Origin of the sequence: Sphingomonas sp., assembly GCF_036677245.1 — a bacterium.
GTDB lineage: Bacteria > Pseudomonadota > Alphaproteobacteria > Sphingomonadales > Sphingomonadaceae > Allosphingosinicella.
In genome coordinates, this window is sequence record NZ_JAKFCG010000068.1 from 21,952 (window position 1) to 42,775 (window position 20,824).

19 protein-coding genes are annotated in these 20,824 nt (G+C 66.1%); 9 read left to right on the forward strand and 10 right to left on the reverse strand.

Annotated elements, in window-relative coordinates; translation table 11 throughout:
- Nucleotides 1-47 precede the first annotated feature (47 nt).
- Entirely contained in the window at nt 48-557 is a 510-nt protein-coding gene (locus tag V6M48_RS07815; protein ID WP_332811972.1) for a vgr related protein, read from the reverse strand.
- Nucleotides 558-589: 32 nt separating this feature from the next.
- Entirely contained in the window at nt 590-1,069 is a 480-nt protein-coding gene (locus V6M48_RS07820) for a copper chaperone PCu(A)C (protein ID WP_332811973.1), read from the reverse strand.
- Between the two features lie 128 nt (nt 1,070-1,197).
- Between V6M48_RS07820 and dnaK the strand changes: the two genes are divergently transcribed.
- The 3 genes from dnaK to V6M48_RS07835 all read left to right on the forward strand — a co-directional run bounded on the left by dnaK (nt 1,198) and on the right by V6M48_RS07835 (nt 5,361).
- Complete coding sequence (gene dnaK / locus V6M48_RS07825; protein ID WP_332811974.1) at nt 1,198-3,117, forward strand: molecular chaperone DnaK; 1,920 nt, start codon at nt 1,198-1,200, stop codon at nt 3,115-3,117.
- A gap of 80 nt (nt 3,118-3,197) precedes the next feature.
- Complete coding sequence (gene dnaJ, locus V6M48_RS07830) at nt 3,198-4,328, forward strand: molecular chaperone DnaJ (RefSeq protein WP_332811975.1); 1,131 nt, start codon at nt 3,198-3,200, stop codon at nt 4,326-4,328.
- A 121-nt stretch (nt 4,329-4,449) separates the two neighbouring features.
- Nucleotides 4,450-5,361 (forward strand): MBL fold metallo-hydrolase, encoded by a 912-nt coding sequence (locus tag V6M48_RS07835; protein WP_332811976.1) that lies wholly within the window; start codon nt 4,450-4,452, stop codon nt 5,359-5,361.
- A gap of 62 nt (nt 5,362-5,423) precedes the next feature.
- Here the strand turns inward: V6M48_RS07835 and purB are convergent, their stop codons facing one another.
- The 4 genes from purB to V6M48_RS07855 form a co-directional block, all read right to left on the reverse strand.
- A complete protein-coding gene (purB, locus tag V6M48_RS07840) occupies nt 5,424-6,734 on the reverse strand; it encodes an adenylosuccinate lyase (RefSeq protein WP_332811977.1) in 1,311 nt (436 codons plus the stop codon).
- A gap of 86 nt (nt 6,735-6,820) precedes the next feature.
- Nucleotides 6,821-7,300: a hypothetical protein gene (locus tag V6M48_RS07845; RefSeq protein ID WP_332811978.1), complete on the reverse strand. Its 480-nt coding sequence runs from the start codon at nt 7,298-7,300 to the stop codon at nt 6,821-6,823.
- Complete coding sequence (locus V6M48_RS07850) at nt 7,297-8,241, reverse strand: DMT family transporter (protein ID WP_332811979.1); 945 nt, start codon at nt 8,239-8,241, stop codon at nt 7,297-7,299. Before V6M48_RS07850 ends, V6M48_RS07845 begins: the two co-directional genes overlap by 4 nt.
- 6 nt (nt 8,242-8,247) lie before the next feature.
- Entirely contained in the window at nt 8,248-9,198 is a 951-nt protein-coding gene (locus V6M48_RS07855) for a DMT family transporter (protein WP_332811980.1), read from the reverse strand.
- 313 nt (nt 9,199-9,511) lie between these two features.
- Here V6M48_RS07855 and V6M48_RS07860 point away from each other — a divergent pair, with 313 nt between their 5' ends.
- On the forward strand, nt 9,512-12,310 hold the full coding sequence (locus V6M48_RS07860; RefSeq protein ID WP_332811981.1) for a hypothetical protein: 2,799 nt from the start codon (nt 9,512-9,514) through the stop codon (nt 12,308-12,310).
- A gap of 9 nt (nt 12,311-12,319) precedes the next feature.
- Here the strand turns inward: V6M48_RS07860 and V6M48_RS07865 are convergent, their stop codons facing one another.
- Together V6M48_RS07865 and radC are read right to left on the reverse strand one after the other, a co-directional pair.
- Entirely contained in the window at nt 12,320-13,108 is a 789-nt protein-coding gene (locus V6M48_RS07865) for a TSUP family transporter (protein WP_332811982.1), read from the reverse strand.
- Nucleotides 13,109-13,165: 57 nt separating this feature from the next.
- Nucleotides 13,166-13,849 (reverse strand): RadC family protein, encoded by a 684-nt coding sequence (gene radC, locus V6M48_RS07870; RefSeq protein WP_332811983.1) that lies wholly within the window; start codon nt 13,847-13,849, stop codon nt 13,166-13,168.
- 237 nt (nt 13,850-14,086) lie between these two features.
- Between radC and V6M48_RS07875 the strand changes: the two genes are divergently transcribed.
- On the forward strand, nt 14,087-14,215 hold the full coding sequence (locus tag V6M48_RS07875; RefSeq protein WP_332811984.1) for a hypothetical protein: 129 nt from the start codon (nt 14,087-14,089) through the stop codon (nt 14,213-14,215).
- An 852-nt stretch (nt 14,216-15,067) separates the two neighbouring features.
- On the opposite strand, the gene V6M48_RS07880 is transcribed toward V6M48_RS07875, so the two are convergent.
- Nucleotides 15,068-15,400, reverse strand: coding sequence for a DUF6869 domain-containing protein (locus tag V6M48_RS07880; protein WP_443019057.1), 333 nt, complete (start codon nt 15,398-15,400; stop codon nt 15,068-15,070).
- A gap of 243 nt (nt 15,401-15,643) precedes the next feature.
- On the opposite strand from V6M48_RS07880, the gene V6M48_RS07885 reads away from it, so the two are divergent.
- A complete protein-coding gene (locus tag V6M48_RS07885) occupies nt 15,644-16,042 on the forward strand; it encodes a hypothetical protein (RefSeq protein WP_332811986.1) in 399 nt (132 codons plus the stop codon).
- Nucleotides 16,043-16,303: 261 nt separating this feature from the next.
- Here V6M48_RS07885 and V6M48_RS07890 read toward each other — a convergent pair whose 3' ends face one another.
- Entirely contained in the window at nt 16,304-16,708 is a 405-nt protein-coding gene (locus tag V6M48_RS07890) for a hypothetical protein (protein ID WP_332811987.1), read from the reverse strand.
- Between the two features lie 135 nt (nt 16,709-16,843).
- Between V6M48_RS07890 and V6M48_RS07895 the strand changes: the two genes are divergently transcribed.
- Genes V6M48_RS07895 through V6M48_RS07905 form a run of 3 tightly spaced genes read left to right on the forward strand, consistent with a single transcriptional unit; the run spans nt 16,844 to nt 20,659 of the window.
- Complete coding sequence (locus V6M48_RS07895; RefSeq protein WP_332811988.1) at nt 16,844-20,029, forward strand: intermembrane phospholipid transport protein YdbH family protein; 3,186 nt, start codon at nt 16,844-16,846, stop codon at nt 20,027-20,029.
- 47 nt (nt 20,030-20,076) lie between these two features.
- Nucleotides 20,077-20,259 (forward strand): YnbE family lipoprotein, encoded by a 183-nt coding sequence (locus V6M48_RS07900; RefSeq protein ID WP_443019058.1) that lies wholly within the window; start codon nt 20,077-20,079, stop codon nt 20,257-20,259.
- Between the two features lies 1 nt (nt 20,260).
- Nucleotides 20,261-20,659, forward strand: coding sequence for a YdbL family protein (locus tag V6M48_RS07905; protein WP_332811989.1), 399 nt, complete (start codon nt 20,261-20,263; stop codon nt 20,657-20,659).
- Nucleotides 20,660-20,824: the final 165 nt, after the last annotated feature.

Sequence of the window (20,824 nt, forward strand, 5' to 3'; positions counted from 1 at the left end):
CTTCCTGCTCTACCCCGCGTGCACTCTAAGCCGCGCGAACCGCTTGTCTATCCGCTCGGGCGCGGCGGTGACGAATTCGCCCCATCCTGGTGATAGGCGCCTCCAAACGGGACAAGCGCCTCGAGCGCCGTGCGCGACGGAGCGCCGGCGACGTCTTGGCCGTTCCTGAGCAGGAAGAGGTGGCGAACGATTTCCGCCTGCTGCTCGAGCCCGTAATCCTCGAAGCGCCGGCCAGGCTTCAGGCGGTAGCTGTAGCGGCAGAAAGGGTGGCGCATCAGCGGCAGATAATATTTCCCGCGCGTCTGGCTTTGCCACACATGGGTCAGCTCGTGGACGAACAGCGCCTGCAGCCGGAGCGGCTCGCGGCTGTAATCCTCGCTCCACTGCTCGCCAGCCGGGTGGACATGGATATGGCCGGTCGGAGCCATCACGATGCCGCGCGGCTGGAACGGAAACCACCGCCGCCGCCGCACCGTCACCGGCGCACAATCGAGCGCATCGCCGAAGATCGAGCGGGCGAGGGCGCGTTCGCCCTGGGTCAGCGCGCGCGACGTCATTCAGCGTCCGTGTCTCATGCGCGATTCCCGCGTCAGTGGCCGCCGTGCCCGGGCGCCGTTCCGGCTGGGCCGACGACATCGGCATCGGCAACGATCTGCCGCGGAGGGTTGAAGCGGAACGTGAGGCTGATCTTGCCGCCCGGCTTCACCGAGGGGTCGATGCCGAACAGCATCGCATGTTTGCCGCCGGGTTTGAACTCCATCTCTCCCGTTTCGGGAAATTCGGCGGTCGCGATCGGTCGCATCCGCATCACGCCCCGGTCCATCTGGCTGTCGTGCAGCTCGATCCGGTCGACCTGGGGGCTGCTGACGCTCGCCAGCGCCATCGGGCTGCTGTTGCTGCGCAGGGTGAAGTAAGCGGCGCCGGGCACGCCGGCTGCAGCCGGAAGGCGGACCCAGGCCTGTTCGACGGTCACTTTGACCGTCTTGGGCGGGCGCTCGCATCCCCAAAGCAGGCAGACGGAAGCCACGGCTGCGGCGGTGACCAAAGGGCGAGCAATGATGTCGTTCACCGGCCGGCCCTTAGGCGCGGCGACTTCTTGTAGCAACGCAAACGGCACCTATATCGCATGCGAAACACTCGCGTGCCTTGTTTGCAGGGCGCGGGTCTTGTTATTTTTGAGGGGCATAAGAGGGTCATATGGCAAAAGTAATTGGTATCGATCTCGGCACCACCAACAGCTGCGTCGCGGTGATGGAAGGTGGCAAGCCCAAGGTCGTCGAAAATGCGGAAGGCGCGCGCACGACGCCGTCGATCGTCGCTTTCGCAAAGGATGGGGAGCGGCTCATCGGCCAGCCGGCCAAGCGCCAGGCGGTCACCAATCCCGACAACACGATTTTCGCGGTGAAGCGCCTGATCGGCCGCCGCTTCGACGATCCGGTGACCAAGAAGGACACCGAGCTGGTTCCGTACAAGATCGTCCGCGGCCCGAATGGCGATGCGTGGGTGCACGCCGGCGGCCAGGATTATTCGCCGTCGCAAATTTCGGCGTTTATCCTCCAGAAGATGAAGGAAACCGCCGAGGCCTATCTCGGCGAGACGGTCAGCCAGGCGGTGATCACCGTCCCGGCCTATTTCAACGACGCTCAGCGCCAGGCGACCAAGGACGCCGGCCAGATCGCGGGCCTCGAGGTGCTGCGCATCATCAACGAGCCGACCGCGGCCGCGCTCGCTTACGGGCTCGACAAGCAGGACGGCAAGACGATAGCGGTCTACGACCTTGGAGGCGGCACGTTCGACGTCTCGATCCTCGAGATCGGCGACGGCGTGTTCGAGGTGAAGGCGACCAACGGCGACACCTTCCTCGGCGGTGAGGATTTCGATTCCAAGATCGTCGAGTTCCTCGCGGACGACTTCAAGAAGGCCGAAGGCATCGACCTTCGCAACGACCGGCTTGCGCTGCAGCGGCTCAAGGAAGCTGCCGAGAAAGCCAAGATCGAGCTGTCGTCGGCGCAGACCACCGAGGTCAATTTGCCGTTCATCACGGCCGACCAGAATGGCCCCAAGCATCTCGTCAAGACGATCACCCGCGCCGATCTGGAGCGCCTGGTCGCCGAGCTGATCCAGCGCACGCTCGAACCGTGCCGCAAGGCGCTCGCCGATGCCGGCCTCAAGGCCGACCAGATCGCCGAGGTCGTGCTGGTCGGCGGCATGACCCGCATGCCGAAGGTTCGTGAGGTGGTGAAGGATTTCTTCGGGAAGGAGCCGCACACCGGCGTCAACCCGGACGAAGTCGTTGCGATGGGCGCAGCGATCCAGGCGGGCGTGCTGCAGGGCGACGTCAAGGACGTGCTGCTGCTCGACGTCACGCCGCTGTCGCTCGGTATCGAGACCCTGGGCGGCGTCTTCACCCGGATGATCGATCGCAACACGACGATCCCGACCAAGAAGTCGCAGACCTTTTCGACGGCGGACGACAATCAGAATGCGGTCACGATCCGGGTCTTCCAGGGCGAGCGTGAAATGGCCGCCGACAACAAGATGCTCGGCCAGTTCGACCTGATCGGAATCCCGCCCGCGCCGCGCGGCGTGCCCCAGATCGAGGTCACGTTCGACATCGACGCCAACGGCATCGTCAACGTCTCGGCGAAGGACAAGGGGACCGGCAAGGAGCAGCAGATCCGCATCCAGGCCTCGGGCGGCCTCAACGATTCCGACATCGATCAGATGGTCAAGGATGCCGAGCGGTTCGCCGAGGAGGACAAGAAGCGCCGTGCCGCCGCCGAGGCGAAGAACAATGCGGAGAGCCTGATCCACACGACCGAGCGCCAGCTCGAGGAGCATGGCGACAAGGTCGATGCCTCGCTCAAGTCGGAGATCCAGGCGGCGATCGACGAGACCCGTTCGGCGGTCGAGAGCGGGGATGTCGATGCGACCACGCAAAAGGCGCAGGCGCTCGCGCAGGTGGCGATGAAGCTTGGCCAGGCGATCTATGAGAAGGAGCAGGCCGCTGCTGCTTCTCCGGGCGACGCCGGCGCCGGCCAGGGTGCCGAGGCCGGAGGCGGCGAGGAAGTCGTCGACGCGGAATTCTCCGAGGTAGACGACGACAACAAGGCATAAGATCGTGGCTCGGCTCCCGCTCTTCTTTGTGACCGGCAAGGAAGGGCGGGAGCCGCACGTTTGGGGGAGCCGGGATTTCGATGCTCGATACTGATTATTATGAACTGCTCCAGGTGGAACGGACGGCGGACGAGAGGACGATCAAGTCCGCATACCGCCGGCTTGCGATGGAATGTCACCCCGATCGCAATCCCGGCTGCGCCGATTCCGAAGCGCGCTTCAAGGCGATCAGCGCCGCCTATGACTGCCTGAAAGACCCGCAGAAGCGCGCCGCTTACGATCGCTTCGGCCACGCCGCATTCCAGAACGGCGGCCACGGCGGAATGGGCGGAGGGGCGCAGGATTTCGGATCCTTCTCGGACATCTTCGAGAATATCTTCGGCGAATTCATGGGCGGGCAGGGCGGCCGGCGCTCGAACGCGCTACGCGGCTCGGACCTGCGCTATGATCTCGAGATCACGCTCGAGGAAGCGTTCGCGGGCAAGACCGTCGAGGTCAAGATCGATACGACGGTGGCGTGCCAGCCGTGCGGCGGCAGCGGCGCCAAGGCCGGGACCAGCGCACGCACCTGCGGCACCTGCGATGGGCGCGGGCAGGTAAGGGCGCGGCAAGGCATCTTCGTGCTCGAGCAGACCTGCCCGAGCTGCCGCGGCACCGGCCAGGTGATCGCCGAACCATGCGAAGCCTGCCGCGGCGACGGCCGGGTCGAGAAGCAGCGCGGGCTCGAAATCCGGATTCCGGCTGGAGTCGATGAAGGCACCAGGATCAGATTGTCCGGCGAAGGCGAGGCCGGCGCGCGCGGCGGTCCCGCCGGAGACCTCTACATTTTCGTCCATCTCCAGCGTCACCGGATATTCCAGCGCGACGGCACGACCCTGTTCGCGCGCTGCCCGGTCAGCATCACCACTGCCGCGCTCGGCGGCACGATCGAAATGCCGGGGCTCGACCGCGAGCGTCACGCGATCAAGATCCCGGCCGGGACGCAGACCGGCAAGCAGCTTCACCAGCGCGGCGCCGGAATGCCGGTCCTCAACGGTCGCGGCTTCGGTGACATGGTCATCCAGATCGAGGTCGAGACTCCGACGCGGCTTTCGAGTCGGCAAAAGGAACTGCTCGAGGAGTTCCGCAAGACCGAGACCGGCGAGGAGTGTCCCGCTTCATCGGGCTTTTTCGCCAAGCTCAAGACGATGTGGGACGATCTCACCGACTAAATCCGGGGGCGCGGTCGGGATTCCCGCCTGCCATTGCGATGAAGTTGCGCGCGTCGCCGATCCCTGCTTGGCGGGCCCATCGAAATCTCGTTAGGATGGGGAAAAACAGGAGGGATCGACCATGCGTGCCCATTTCGTCGCTTTGCTTCTCGCGGCCATCGCCGCGCCGGCCGCCGCCCAGCAGGATTTCTCGAAGGCGGAGATCAAGACCGAGCTGCTTGCGCCTGGTGTCGCCGTGCTGTTCGGGCCGGGCGGCAACATCGGCCTGTCCTATGGGGAGGACGGCAATGTCCTCATCGACGATCAATATGCGCCGCTGACCGACAAGATCGTCGCGGCGATCGCGGCGCTCGATCCTGACCCGGTCAAATTCGTGATCAACACCCATTGGCATGGCGACCACACCGGCGGGAACGAGAACTTCGGCAAGCGCGGTGCGGTGATTCTCGCGCATGACAACGTCCGCACGCGGATGACGACCGCGCAGGTGATGAAGGCATTCAACATGACGGTGCCGCCGTCGCCCAAGGATGCGCTGCCCGTCGTCACGTTCGGCGATGGCGTGACCCTGCACATCAACGGCGACACCTTGCACGTCATCCATCTCGCCCATGCCCACACCGACGGCGATGCGCTCGTCCACTGGCAGAAGGCCGATGTGCTTCACATGGGCGATGCGTTCATGCTGCGCGATTCGTTCCCGTTCATCGATCTCGGCTCGGGCGGCTCGATCGATGGCCTGATCGCCGCCGCGAACCGCGGCCTCGCTTTGGCCAAGCCGAGCACCAGGATCATCCCCGGCCATGGCCCGGTCGCCACCCGCGCCGACCTGGTCGCCTATCGCGACATGCTGGTCGATGTTCGCGCCAAGGTCGCGGCTGCGATTGCTGCGAAGCAGACGCTGGCGCAGCTCCAGGCGAGCAAGCCGGTCGCGCGCTACGCCATGCCGGACGGTTTCGTGAAGCCCGACCAGTTCGTCGAGACGGTCTACACGAGCCTCAGCAACCCGCCGCCCGCGCCGCATTCCCACTAAGCACGCGAGGCAGGGACCACGCCGTGCGACGTCATTCGCGGGTTCGCGGATGACGGTTCGGGTCAGGGTGCCTCTTCGCCGAACACCCGCGCGAAGATCGTGTCGACATGCTTGAGATGGTAGCCGAGGTCGAACTTCTCCTCGAGCTCCTGGTCGGAGAGTAAGGCCGAAACCTCGGCATCGGCCTTGAGCAATTCGAGCAGCGACAGCTCCCCGTCCGAATCCCACACCTGCATCGCGTTGCGCTGGACCATCCGGTAGCTGTCCTCGCGGCTCGCGCCGGCCTGGGTGAGCGCGAGCAGCACGCGCTGCGAGTGGACGAGGCCGCCCATGCGGTCGAGGTTCTTCTGCATCCGCTCGGGGTAGACGAGCAATTTGTCGACGACGTTGGTGAGGCGGGCGAGCGCGAAGTCGAGCGTCACCGTTGAATCGGGGCCGATGTAGCGCTCGACCGAGCTATGGCTGATGTCGCGCTCGTGCCACAAGGCGACATTCTCGAGCGCCGGCGTGACATAGCCGCGCACCATCCGCGCGAGGCCGGTGAGATTCTCGGTCAGCACGGGGTTGCGCTTGTGCGGCATCGCCGACGAGCCCTTCTGCCCCGGCGAGAAATATTCCTCCGCCTCGAGCACCTCGGTGCGCTGGAGATGGCGGATTTCGGTCGCGAGCCGCTCGACCGACGATGCGATCACGCCCAAGGTCGCGAAGAACATCGCATGGCGGTCGCGCGGGATGACCTGGGTCGAGACGGGCTCGATCGAGAGCCCCATCTTGGCCGCGACATATTGCTCCACATAAGGGTCGATGTTGGCGAAAGTGCCGACCGCGCCCGAGATCGCGCAGGTCGCAATCTCCTCGCGCGCGGCGATCATGCGGCTGCGGCTGCGGTCGAACTCGGCATAGGCCTGGGCAAGCTTCAGGCCGAAGGTCACCGGCTCGGCATGGATGCCGTGGCTGCGGCCGATCGTCGGGGTGAGCTTATGCTCGTAGGCCCGCCGCTTGATCGCCTCGAGCAAGGCATCGAGGTCGGCGATCAGCAGATCCGATGCGCGCGCGAGCTGCACCGCGAGGCAGGTGTCGAGCACGTCGGAGCTGGTCATGCCCTGGTGGAGGAAACGCGCCTCGGGCCCGACATGCTCGGCGACATTGGTGAGGAAGGCGATCACGTCGTGCTTCACCTCCGCTTCGATCGCGTCGATCCGCTCGACCTCGAACGCGCCGCGCTCCCACACCGCCTGCGCCGCTTCCTTCGGGACGATGCCGAGCTCCGCCATTGCATCGAGCGCATGCGCCTCGATCTCGAACCAGATGCGGAATTTGGCCTCCGGCTCCCAGATGCTCGCCATCTGGGGCCGCGCGTAGCGTGGGATCATCGACACTTCCTATTGGGGTTGTGCGCTGCGGGTAGCAAAGTCGCACCGGGCCTTCAACGCGCGCGGCACAGGCTGCGCGCCGCGTCTCAGTCAGCGCAGACCGGATGGCCCGCCGTGCCGCGCTCGATCGGAATATAGCAGCCGAAATGCAATTCCTCCGCCGAACAGACGCCCGTCGCCGCGGCGCCGACGGCGATCGCTCGCCACTCCTCGTCCTTCGCTTTGTCGATGTCGATCAAGCAGCGGCCCTCGCATTCGGCGCTGGCGCTGCAGGTCTTGCCGGCATCCTTGGTCTGGATGACGCACACCGGCTCGATCGTCCGGCCGCGATAGGCCATCGTGCCTGCGCGGGCACGGCAGGCGATCGTCTCCGCCGCGATGTCGGCGCCATAATCGCGTCGATAGGAGTCGCGCGCGCCGGCGATCGGGACGGGTGGATTGTCCTGGGCGAACAGCAAAGCGGACGAGCCGGCAGCGACCAGCAGCGCCAGGAGGAGACCGGCCAGAAGGAGACCCGCCAGAAGGAGACCCGCCAGAAGGAGACCCGGTCGCCTGGAGACGCTCACGGCACTGGGCCGGCAGGCTGTATCGACGGCTGCTGATTGGCGGCCGTGCGCCGCTCGGCGAGGACGATGCCGGCGCCGATCAGGATCACGCCGACCGCGTGATAGGCACCCGGCAGCTCGCCGAGCAGCAGGATCGAGAGGATGGCACCGAACGCCGGTGTGATGTTGAGATATTGCGCGGTGCGCGCCGAACCGATCAGCTCGACGCCGCGATTGTAGAACAGATAGGCGATCAGCGACGGAAACAGCGAGACATAGGCGATCGTCAGCCAGCTTTCGGGCGCCGGCACGATCAGGCGCCCGCGGCTGAGCTCGTGCAGGTAGAAGGGCAGCACCACCAACACGCCGACGAACAATGTCGCCGCAAGGAAGCTCAGCGGGTGAACCTGCGGCCGCTTGCGAAGATAGACGGCGTAGACCGACCACAACAGGCCGCCGAGCAGGATCAGAGCGTCGCCGAAGTTGAGGCGCAGGCTGAGCAGGACCTCCGGTACGCCGCGGGAGACGATGATCAGGACGCCGACGAGCGACAGCAGGATGCCGAGCAGCTGCGATCGCGTCGTCCTGTCGCGAAACAGAAGCATGCCCGCGACGAGGATCATCGCCGGCTGCGCCGCGCTCAGGATCATCGCGTTGAGCGCGGTGGTATATTGGAGGCCTGAATAGAGCAGGGTGTTGAACGCGCCGATCCCGAAGCTCCCGAACAGCAGCAGGATCGGCCAGCGCCGGCGCAGGACGGGCCAATCCTTCTTCAAATAAGGCCAGGCGAGCGGGAGCAGCAGCAGAAATGCGAGCAGCCAGCGCCAGAAGGACAAAGCGATCGGCGGCACGAACTCGCGCGCGGCGCGGCCGATGATCGAATTTCCCGCCCAGAACAAAGCGGTGAACGTCAGCAACAGATAGGCTGAGTTCCAGGCGGCGCCGAAGCGTGTCTTGCTCAAATTCGGCTACTCGCTGGCGGTGCGCGCGCTAGGAGGCTGCCCCGCCCGTTGATTTGCGGCAGCGCGGCGCTCGGCGAGGAGGATGCCTCCGCCGATCAGGATGACCCCAATGACATGGTGGAGGCCGAGCCGCTCCCCGAGCAGGCCGATCGACAGGAACGCGCCGAACGCCGGCGTGATGTTGATGAACTGGCCGGCGCGCGCCGAGCCGATCAGCTCGACGCCGCGGTTGAAGAAAAGATAGGCGATGAGCGAGGGGAACAGCGACACATAAAAGATCATCATCCAGCTCTGCGGAGCGGAAACGATCAAGCGGCCCTGGCTGAGCTCGTGCAGATAAAAGGGCAGGATCACCGGCACGCCGATGATCATGCTCGCGGCGAGCAGGCTCAACGGGTGGACCTTGGGGCGCTTGCGGAGAAAAACGGAATAGATCGCCCACAGCAGGCCGGCGAGCAGGATCAGCGCGTCGCCGATGTTGAGCCGCAGCGCGAGCAGTGCCTGGATGTCGCCTCGCGAGACGATCATCACCACGCCGCTGAGCGACAGCAGCACGCCGAAGAACTGCCACCGCGAGAGCGGGTCGCGGAACATCAGCATCCCGACGATGATGATCATCGCCGGCTGCGCCGCATGCAGGATCACGGCGTTGAGCGCGGTCGTATATTGCAGGCCGGTGTAGAGGAGGGTGTTGAAGGCGGCGATGCCGAAGATCCCGAACAGCAGCATCAGCCTCCAGTGGCGGCGAAGCACCGGCCAGTCGCGCCTGAGGTGCGGCCAGGCAAACGGCAGCAGGATGAGCAACGCGATCACCCAGCGCCAGAAGGAGAGCGCCACCGGCGGCACGAACTCGCGCGCGGCCCGGCCGACGACCGAATTGCCGGCCCAGAACAAGGCGGTGAGCGTCAACAGCAGATAGGCTGAATGCCAGGCGGCGCTAAGGCGGGGCTTGCTCAAATTCGGCTACTCACAGGGGACGACGAAGGTTCAGGAGCTATGGTCGCTTCGCAGACTTTGCCGTGGTCGGCAACAGCCCCAAGGCAAGGATCGCCGGCTGATGCTGGCCAGCAGGACAATTGCTGCGCCCGGCCTTCCGCGCGCAAACCGATGCATCAAGGAGCGCTTCAGCACAAGCATGTGCGCCCTCGAAAGGCTAAGAATCTCTTAATTAATTCTTAGGGATAGCACCGTATTGGATGAATTCTAGGTTATTTTTGAAGCGGTAGTTGAACGACGAAGCAGCAGCGGAAAACCAACCCTGGGGGTTTCGATGAAACGTCTCGATCACTGCAGATATGTCCCCAAGCCAAATAGCTCGCCGACACATATCCTGTCGCGGCTGACATTGATCGCGGCGCTCGCGGCTCCGACACAAGTTTCGGCCCAGATCGTCTCGGCCAATGTCGGTGCGACCTACAATGGTGCATGGTGCCGCCAGCAGGTCCCGACCAACCGCTTCGCCTGCGGCTCGTCGTCGGTCGCCACCAGCGACAGGGCGACCGCAGTGGGTGTGCTCGCGACCGCGACCGGCACCGACAGCACCGCCGTAGGGCAGGGCGCGCAGGCGACCGGCACCAACTCGGTCGCAATCGGCAGCGGATCGATCGCCTCGGCAGCCAATACCGTCTCGTTCGGGGCGGCGGGCGCGGAGCGAAAGCTCGTCTATGTGGCGCCTGGCGCGGTCACCAGCCTCAGCACCGACGCGGTCAACGGCTCGCAGCTCTACGCGACCAACCAGAATGTGACCGCTGCGCAAACCAGCGCGACCGCGGCCCAGACCACCGCCAATAGCGCGCTCACCGCCGCGGGCACCGCTCAGACGACCGCCAATGGTGCAGCGACCGCCGCAGGCGCGGCACAGACGACGGCAAACAGCGCGCTTACCGCCGCGGGTGCGGCCCAGACGACGGCGAATGGCGCAGCGACGGCCGCGGCCACGGCCCAGACAACCGCCAATGGCGCAACGACGGCCGCGGGCGCGGCTCAAACGACGGCGAACAACGCGCTGACCGCCGCGGGCACCGCTCAGACGGCCGCCAATGGTGCAGCGACCGCCGCAGGCGCGGCACAGACGACGGCGGACAGCGCGCTTACCGCTGCGGGCACCGCTCAGACGACGGCCGATGGCGCAACGACGGCCGCAGGTGCGGCACAGACGACGGCGAACAACGCGCTGACCGCCGCAGGCGCGGCTCAGACGACCGCCGATGGCGCAGCGACGGCCGCAGCCACGGCTCAAACCACCGCCGACAGCGCGCTGACCGCCGCGGGCGCGGCCCAGACCACCGCCAATGGAGCAGTGACGGCCGCGGGAACGGCGCAAACCGCCGCGAACAGCGCGCTGACCGCCGCAGGCACGGCCCAGTCGACCGCCGATACGGCCGTGGCCGCCGCGGGAACGGCGCAGACCACCGCCGATACAGCGGTGGCCGCCGCTGCCACGGCTCAGACGACCGCCAATGGCGCAGCAACGGCCGCAAACGCCGCCCAGACGACCGCCGATACGGCGGTGGTCGCCGCGGGTACGGCGCAGACCACCGCCGACACTGCCCTCACCGCCGCAGGCACCGCCCAGACGACGGCCGATAGCGCAATCACCTTCGCTGGCATGGCCCAGCTGACTGCAGACACGGCGTTGCTCGATGCTGCCGGCGCTCAAGTCACTGCCGATGGCGCGGTGATCGACGCAGCCGCGGCCCAGGCCAGCGCCGACACGGCGATAGCGAACGCCGCCACCGCACAAACAACCGCCGACACTGCGGTCACCGGCGTTGCGAGCGCGCTCGTGCAGGGTGCCGCGGCGCAGGCCAGCGCCGATGCCGCCCAGCTGACTGCGGACACGGCGCTGCTTGACGCTGCCGGCGCTCAAGTCACGGCCGATGGTGCCGTCGTCGCTGCTGCGACAGCACTGGCGCAGGGCATCTCCGCGCAGGCGACTGCCGATAGTGCCGTCGCCGATGCTGCCGCTGCGCAGAGCTCCGCCAATATCGGCATCGCCAATGCGGCGATTGCGCAGGTCGCGGCGGATGGCGCGCAGGCGACGGCCAACACCGCGTTCGCGCTCGCCCAGGATGTGCAGGTCAGCGAGACCGCGACGCGGCTGGTCGCCGACACCGCCTTCGCGGATGCAGCCTCGGCGCAAGTCACCGCCGACACCGCCTTGATCGACGCTGCCGCTGCGGACGCCAAGGCTGCGGCTGCGCAAGCCACCGCCGACACCGCATATGCGAACAGCGCTTACATCCGGACGAACTCGGCCGGAGCGGCGCCGCAGGCGACAGGCGCGGATTCGTTCGCGGCGGGCCCCGGCAGCATCGCGTCGGGCAACAGTTCGGTGGCGATCGGATCCGGGGCGGTCGCCAAGGATGGCGCGGCGGTCTCGATCGGCCTCGCCAACGTCGCATCCGGCAATGGCGCGGTGGCGATCGGCGATCCCAATTTGGCAACCGGTGACGGCGCTGTCGCGGTCGGGAAGGACAATGTCGCGACCGGCACCGGCGCGGTTGCGATCGGCAACACCAATAATGCCGTCGGCCAGGGCGCGATCGCGATCGGCGACCGGTCGCAAGCCAACGGCGCCGCCGCGATCGCGCTCGGCGCCAATGCGGTCGCCAACCGCGACGGCCAGATCGCGCTGGGCTCGGCTGATGCGACCTACACGCTCCCCGGCCTCAGCTCATCCGCCAGCCAATCCGCCCAGTCGGGCCCGATCGGCTATGTCACCTCCGATGCGGGCGGAAACCTCGGCGTCAGCAACATCGGGCCAGGCGAAATCGCAACTTTGCGCGATCGCACGCTCGGCCTCGAAGGTTCGGTCGCCGGCCTCGAGCGCGACGTGCGCCGGAGCTACGGCGGCGTGGCGGTGGCGATCGCGCTCGGCGGCACGATGATCCCGCCCGACAGCAATCATGCGGTCTCGTTTAACCTCGCGACCTTCCAGGGGGTGCAGGGCTTCTCCGGATCCGCGGTGACCCGTGTCACCAAGAATATCTGGGTCAATGCCGGTATCGCCGGGTCGACCGTGAAGGGCACCACCGGCGCCCGCGCAGGGGTTGCCTTCGGCTGGTGACCCGCGGCGCTATGAGAGCCGAGAGAGGATCAGCGCGGTCAGCGGATTGGCGGGGTCTGAAAGAAGCTTCGCCGTCAGCCCGAGCGACATGATGATCAGCAATGGCCTCGCCATGCGGCCGCCAAATCGCATTGCGGCATGAGCGCCGACCTGGCCGCCGGCGATGTTCGCCAGCGCCATCGCCAGGCCTGCTACCCACAAGATCTCGCCGCTCGCGACGAAGATGATCAGCGCGGCCAGGTTGCTCGCGAAGTTGAGCAGCTTGGTGTGGGCGATGGCGCGCACCATCCCCAGGCCGAACACCGCCACCAGCGCGGTCGTGAAGAATGAGCCGGTGCCCGGTCCGAAGAAGCCGTCATAGGCGCCTATCAGCAGCGCCGTGACGACCAGCAGCGGCGGCCCGGCGCGGCTGTGCCGGTCCTCGTCGCCCAGCCTTGGGCCAAACAGGAAATAGAGCAGGATCGCGACGAGCAGGATCGGCACGAGCCCTGCGAGCCAGCTTGGGTCGATCTGCGTCACCGTGAACGCGCCGCCCGCCGCGCCCGCGAAGGCCGCCGCGGCCGGCAGTGCGAAGCGCCGCAGGTCAATGTGGTCTTTGCGCGCGAACGCGAACACCGCTCCTCCCGTCCCGAACGTGCTTTGCAGCTTGTTGGTCGCCAATGCCGCGACCGGCGGAACTCCGACCGCCATCAGCGCGGGGATGGTCAGCAGCCCGCCGCCGCCGGCGATGGCGTCGATCATCCCCGCGACGAACGCGACCGCCATCAAGAATGCGATGATGTCGGGACCCAGCTGCATGATCGCCGTTTACGCGGCGTCCGGCACGGAACACAGCGCAATCGCCACGCGGAGTGCTCAGATCAGCCCGAGGGCCCGAAGGCTGCTGTGACCTTTGCGCCCGATGATGACATGGTCGTGGATCGTGATCTTGAGGTGCCGGCCGGCCTCGATCATGTCGCGGGTCAGGCGGATGTCCTGCTGGCTCGGTTGCGGATCGCCGCTCGGATGGTTGTGGACGATGATCAGGGCGGTCGCGTGGCAATCGAGCGCGCGGCGCATGATCTCGCGGACGTAGACCGCGGCCTCGTCTACCGAGCCTTCGGACATCGCCTCGTCGCGGATCAGCATGTTCTTGCTGTTGAGGTAGAGCACGCGCACGCGCTCGACGGGATTGTGCGCCATGTCGGCGTGGAGATAGTCGAGCAGGGCCTGCCAGCTGCCGAGCAAGGGCCGCTCCGCGAGCTGCGACTTGAGCAGCCGCAGCGCCGAGGCCTGCGCGATCTTGAGCGCCGCGACCGCGCCCTCGGAAATGCCACCGACCCGCGCGATCGCCTCGGCATCGGCGGCGAGCAATGCGCCATAGCCGCCGAATTGCTTGATCAATTTCTTCGCGAGCGGCTTGGTGTCGCGGCGCGGCAGCGCCAGCGCGAGCAGATATTCGACCAGCTCATGATCGAGCAACGCATCCGGCCCACCCTCGATCAAGCGCTTGCGCAGCCGGGCGCGGTGGCCGCTGGCATCGGGAAGCTCGTCCGCCATCAGGCTGGATTAAGCTGCCTTATGTTCATAGGCAAACCTGCAGGCGGAACGAAGCTGTGCGTAATCGACACTCCGGAACGCTCCGCCCGGTGTCATCAACTAGCATCGCCCATTGCGGACGTTGGCACAGATCGCTTAGCCTCCCATAATGCAGACTAGCGAGACAGGCTTACTGGTGGCCGAGCAGACGCGCGACCTAGACGACGTCACGATGGACGGTCAGCGGTTCACGGTCTGATGAGCAAAGATGCCATCCTGATCGCGATGACCATCACGATAAGCAGCTTCTACATCATCCGGGCTCTCGATGGCCTCACGGACAAGGTCACCCGCCTTGTCGATGTGCTCCACGAACGGAAGCCGTGAACCGCTGGCAGGGCGGTCCTTCGGCGACTAGCTCTAACAGTTCCTCGAACGGAGGCACCTCGGTCATCTCGTGCACCGCATCGGTGCGGTGACTCGAAGAAACGATGCGAGGAGGTTGCGGTCGATGAGCGCATTGAGTCGTGGAAGTCGAAGCCGAAGTCGGACATAATGACGTGCGCGGATAGGCCGACGTCTCAGCCTTGGCCCTTCTGGAAGGGGCCGCTGGTCTCCACCGTCAGCCTATCCGCTACCACCCACCCGGTCACAGCGTTGGAATGCCGCCTCCCGATGCGTGGTAAGGCCATTGTCCGCGCGACTTGGGAGTGAAACAAGAGATCATCCAACGCTTCGTCGCTTTTGTCCCGATATTCACAGGGTCCGCGCTTAGCGCTGCAACATGTCGACTCGTCCGCTCAGGACTCTCGTCGCTCAGCTGAGGCAGCTATAATATGCGGCCGTCGAGTAAATGCCCAATAGTTGCCCACATTAGTTCAATGCGACAATGTGCGACGATGTTCTCCTTCAGACGTGCAGTAATAATGACTTGGCTAGCGGGGCTTGGGGCTTGCGGCGCGCCGACCCCGAAGGAGGACCCGCTAAACCCGCTCATGATTGCCGAGAATTATGCGCGGGAGCCACTATCCAGGGCAGGTTCCGGAAGGTTTGGAGCGACAGTGGTTCGTCGAGGACCACGGGGATATCTGGATCGCGGAGTTTGGCGCCCAGGGTAGCGTGGGGGGCGGAATCAGGATGGCGATCACGAAACATGATGGGCGCGTTATGGGGTCCGAGCAGACACAGTAGATCGATTCAACCCATTACCCATTGCGGGCAAACACGGCGTTGCTCGCATTAGAGTCGTGGTGGCAGGGCCTCGTACGGCGCTTCCTCATGCGGGCCAGTCATCCGGAATTTCTCGATCGCTTCCCAAGCTCTCGCAGCAATCGCGACCTTGAATGGATTACTGAGTAACCAGCGGAACCGTGCAGACTTGCGCGCTTCGGCGACGATACGTTCCAGCAGCTCTGCTGACGGATCACGAAGGATATCTTCAAGCGGACCGCAGCCCATTGACCCAAGAAACGCGGCGTCATCCGATTGCGAGGCCGCGATGATCACATAGGCTAGTGCCTTTTCTGGATCGTGGACGTGACAGGCGATGATCTCTTCGAAATCCTCTGGCAAATCGTCAAAATCGCCATCGTGATGTAGAGCATAGGCATAAAGCTGTTGGCGCATCCGGTCCGCATCTGGCCGAGCAAGTGCCCTTTGAAGCTCGTCAGAATATGTCTTCTTGGCCATCATTGCAGCCTAATCAAAAGTCCTTTCGGAACTCTTCTTCTCTCTCGACATCACGGTCCGCTTCCGATCTAAAGAGGGCATTGCCGCGAGTGACCTTTACTCCACCTTTATGAAGCGAGACAGGTTGTGAGTATGGACCCATGCACCGCACTGTCGGAGAAACTCCAGCAGCATCCGGAGCTCGTCTACAGCGAGGCGCCGGGTTATATTCGAATCGAACCTCCAACTTCGCACGGCTTCGCTGTCGAACTCCGCAGTGCGGAGCGAGAATTTACGGTCTACCTCGGCGACGCTGGGTTTCACGAAAGCTTCACCTCTGCGGAAGAAGTTCTGACCTTCGTCGCCTGGTGCTACTCAGGTGGAGCGCGCGTCCGGGAAATGTGGCGAGGCAGTTTGCCGCAAAAGGCGGTTCTTGAAGCTTTCGAAGATGGCGCGTGGGGCATAGTCTCGGAAGTGCGGTTCATCTTCGTTCCTTTTTGGCGCGGACGACGCGAGGTGGTTTTGGAGAACCCCGCTCTCCTTTAAAATTGAGGACGCCCGAGGTCAGTAACCTTCGACTGATATGTAGTCTGACAGCGAGATTTCGCGATTGTTATTGGAGGCGCTCTGTCTCCTATTCGGCGTGGCAGTCGCGAGCGTGGTAGGTAGGCGCAAAGGTGTATCTCTTGGTGCGCTCGCGGGCTTCGTAGCCGGATGTGCACTCTGGGTCCTAATGTTTCTGGTTCAGCTTCGCTGGTCCGCAAACTGGCAGTAGAGAATGTCTGCTTTCCGCCCGTCACGGAACGTTCAGCGGAACTCTCGGGTCACCTCGATCCTACCGATGATCGCCGCATTGAAAGCTTCCATATCTTCGGCGGGGATCCAATATTCCTGATGTGCGCTTCCGCCCGCGTTCTGAACATCGTAGCGTGACAGATAATCGCGCCGGACCTGAAACCGCGTCACGAACCCCGCACCGCTCGCAGGTACGTTCCAGTCGCGCGCGATCTTCACGGCATAGTCTTCCGTCGTCACCGGATAGAAGATCGGCTGCTCGGGGAGCCGAGGCGGAAAGGCCTTCATCTCCGATGCTTCGATGAGGCGAAGCTCGGCGGGGCCGACTGGTCGCCAAAGCGTGATCGTCTCGTCGCCCGTCGCGTCGGCCTTTGCGCGATCTGCCTTGCCGCCGGCATCGGGATGCTCGTCCGCCATCAGGCTGGATTAAGCTTCCTTATGGTCATAGGCAAACTGGTGCGCAGGCGGAACGAAGCCGGACGCAAGGAGGTTTGGCTGCCATGATCCTTATCCGCTCGATCGCCCCAGCTTCACTCGTCGGCTAGCGAGGCAGTGGAGGAGGAAGCGCAGGTCGTCTCCAGGCGCCTCTCGCGCGGGCGCATCGCCGTGCTTGCGCTGGGCCTCGTCATCCTGCTGTTCCTGCTGGTCATCTGGCTGCAGCGCAAGACGATCGCTGCCGATTATATCAACCGCGAGCTCGAGCGCCGCGGCGTCCAGGCGCGCTATGAGATCGGGCGGCTCGGGGTCGGCATGCAGCGGCTCGATAATGTCGTGATCGGCGATCCGGCGCGGCCGGATCTCACCGCGCGCGTGGTCGAGGTCCATCTCTCCTACGGCTTCGGCACCCCCCGCGTCGCGCTGATCCGCGCGCGCGGCGTGCGGATGTTCGGCCGGCTCGCCGGCGGCAGGATCTCGCTCGGCCAGATCGACAAATTGCTGCCCCCGCCGAGCGGAGCGCCGTTCAGCTTGCCCGACCTCGCGATCGACGTCTCCGATACGGCGCTCTCCTTGCGAACGGGCGCGGGCAGGGTGGCGCTCGCGCTCGAAGGACACGGCAATCTCGCCTCGGGCTTCGCCGGCAAGATGGCGGTCCGCTCGCGCCGGCTCGCGTTCGGCAATTGTGTCATGCTCGCGCCTGCCGGCCTGCTCGACGTGTCGATCTCCGACCGCCGGCCGTCGCTCGATGGGCCGCTGCGCAGCCCGCGCCTGTCGTGCGGCGACGCGCTCGACGTCCGCGACGCTTTGGTTTCGCTCGACGGCACGCTCGCTCCGGCGCTCGACGGCTGGGTCGGCCGCGCCGCAGTCCAGTCGGCTTCGCTGCGATCGGGGAGCAGCGCGCTTGCCGGGGTGAGGGGCCGCCTGTCCTATGCGGGGAACCCGACACGGACCCGCGGCACGCTCGCGCTTGCCGCCGCCGGCGGGCGCAGCGGCGCCACCACCGCCGGGCCGCTGTCGGTCGACGGCGCTTATGATGTCTCCGCGACCCGCGGCAGCTTCGCGTTCGCGGGCGATGTGTCGGCGAGGCGGGTGGGCGCGCCCGTACAGGCCCTGCGCCCGCTCACCGCCGCCCTGGCCGCCGCCGCCGGGTCGCCGCTCGCGCCTTTGGCCAATGCGGTTTCGGAAGCCGCGCTTCGGGCCGGGCGCAATGTCGATCTCGAGGGGCGGATCGTGGTTGCGAACGGCGCCGGACGCGGCGGTGCCCGTGTCGAGCGGCTGCGCGCGACCAGCGGCAGCGGCGCACGCCTCTTCCTCCTCGGCGGCAAAGGTGTGACTTATTATTGGCCGAGCGGCGCGCTGCGCAGCGACGGCAGCTTCCAGCTCGGCGGCGGCGGCTTGCCGACGGTGCAGGCAAGCCTTGCCCAGCAGAGCGCGGGTGCGCCGATCAGCGGCGTGATCCGCATGGCGCCCTTCGCGGCCGGCGGCGCCCGGCTCGCGCTCGGCGACGTGCGCCTGCTCGCCGCGCCCGGCGGCGCGACACGGATCGAGACGGTCGCGACGATCGACGGGCCGCTGCCCGATGGGCGCGTCACGGGGCTGGTGCTGCCGGTGCGCGGCCGGTTCGGGGGCGGCGCTTTCGCGTTCGGGGAGGGTTGCACGCCGGCCGCGTTTCGCGCGCTGGCCTATTCGAGCCTGCAGCTTGGGCCGACCAGGCTCAATCTCTGCCCCGACGGCCCTGCCCTCGTCTCGAAAGCGCCCGGCCGCGATATGCGGGGCGGCGCTCGGGTCGCGTCCCTCCGCCTCGCCGGCCGGCTCGGTACCTCGCCGATCGCGCTCGCCTCGCAGCAGTTCCGGTTCGACCTCGCCTCGCAATCCTTCGCCGGCAGCAACGTCGCGGTTCGGCTCGGCCAGCCCGGGGGGATCAGCCGGCTGGATCTCGCGCAGCTCGGCGGCAGGATCGGCGACGGCGGGGTCACCGGCACCTTCGCGGGCGGCTCCGGCAAGCTTGCGGCGGTGCCGTTGCTGCTCTCGGCGGGGAACGGGCGGTGGCAGGTGATCGGCGGCAAGGCCACCGTCACCGGCGCGCTGACCGTCGCCGACGAGGCGAATCCGCCGCGCTTCTACCCGCTCGCGACGCGCGACTTGCGCCTGACCCTGGTTGGCAACGACATCAGCGCCACCGCCGCGCTGACCGATCCGGAGACCGGTACGCACGTCACCGACGTCACGGTCGCCCACGCGCTCGACAGCGGCCGCGGCAAGGCCGTCCTCGACGTTCCTGGGATCAAGTTCGACGAACGCTATCAGCCCGAGGAGCTGACGCGGCTCACCCTCGGCGTGGTCGCCCTGGTCGACGCAACCTTGAAGGGAAGGGGCGAGATCGGCTGGGGACCGGAGGGCACGACGAGCAGCGGCACCTTCTCGACCGAAAAGGCCAATTTCGCTGCGACCTTCGGCCCGGTGACGGGCCTCGCCACGACGATCCGCTTCAGCGACCTGCTCGGCCTCGAGACGGCACCGGGCCAGCAGGCCGATATCGACCAGATCCAGGCGGGCCTCGACGTGTTCGACGGGCGGGTGCGCTATCAGCTGCTCCCCGGCCTTCGCGTCAAGGTCGAGGCCGGCAACTGGCCGTTCGCCGGTGGCGAGCTGATCCTTGAGGAGACGATCCTCGACTTCAGCCAGCCGAGCGAGAAACGGCTCACGTTCCGCGTCGTCGGCATGGATGCCGCCGCATTCGTCCAGCAGATGGAGTTCAGCAATATCTCGGCGACCGGCACGTTCGACGGCGTCGTCCCGATGATCTTCGACGAGCGCGGCGGGCGGATCGCCAACGGCCATCTCGAGGCGCGGCCTGGGGGAGGCGTGGTCTCCTACATCGGCGAGCTGACCGACAAGCAGCTCGGCACCTACGGCAAGCTCGCGTTCGACGCGCTCAAGGCGCTCCGCTACAGCCGCCTCGAGGTCGATCTCGACGGATCGCTCGACGCCGAGTTCCTGACGCGGATCCAGCTCGACGGCATCGCGCGCGAGCCGAGCGCGACGCCGGTCGGCGGGAGCGGCATCAGCGGCATGGTCGCGGCGCGTGCGCTCGGCCAGCTCGCCAAGATTCCGTTCGAGTTCAATATCATGGTGCGTGGGCCGTTCCGCGCGTTGCTCGGGACGATGCGGTCGCTGCACGATCCCACCCAGCTCATCCAATCGGTGCTGCCGCCGGAATGGCGCGATCAGCCGACCACGAATGTTCCCAAAGACAACCCCGAAAGCGTTCAGCCTGCGGAAAGCGAGGATATGCGATGACAGCGTCGATATTGACGAGAGTTGGCCCCGGTGCGAGGCTGAAGGCGATGAAAGGGACGCAGATCCTGACCGCCGCCGCGCTTCCGGCGATGCTCGCGGCCTGCGTTCAGGTGAGCGCGCCGGAGAAGCCGATCGAGATCAACTTGAACATCAATATCAGGCAAGAGGTCGTCGTACGGCTGCAGCAGGACGTGCGCGACCTCATCAAAGAGAATCCAGGAGTGTTTTGACATGAGCCGCACCTTCAAGATCGTTCTCGCCGCAGGCATCGGCCTGGCCGCGGTCGTCGGCGGTGCCGGCGCGGCTTATGCTTATTATCAGGCCGACAACAGCGCCGAGCTGCGCGCCACCGGCCAGGCCGGCGAGCAGGCGGACGGCTATCTCGGCGTCGTCGGCTCGGCTTCGGGCGACATCCGCGCGCAGGTCGACGCGGTCAACATCAAGCGCCGCGCCTTCTACACGCAGCTGGCCGCGAAGCGCGGCGCCAAGATCGAGGAAGTCGCCGCGACCACCGCCTGCGAGATCCTCGCCACGCGCGTCCTGCCGGGCCAATTCTATCGCCTTCCGGACGGCGTCTGGCGCAAGCGCGACGGCAACACGCCGGTGGCTCGCCCGACCTATTGCGGCTAACCAAAGCGCGCGCCGCGCGAGGGGTGGGCGGGCCCCATCTGGTGCCACCGGCGCGATCCCGAAAACCGCTGTGCGGCAGGGCTTTCGCAGTGCAGCACGGCTGTTGACTCCTGCGTGGCCGCTACCTAAAGGAACCGCGCCTTGGCGGGCTCGTCCGCTGGCATG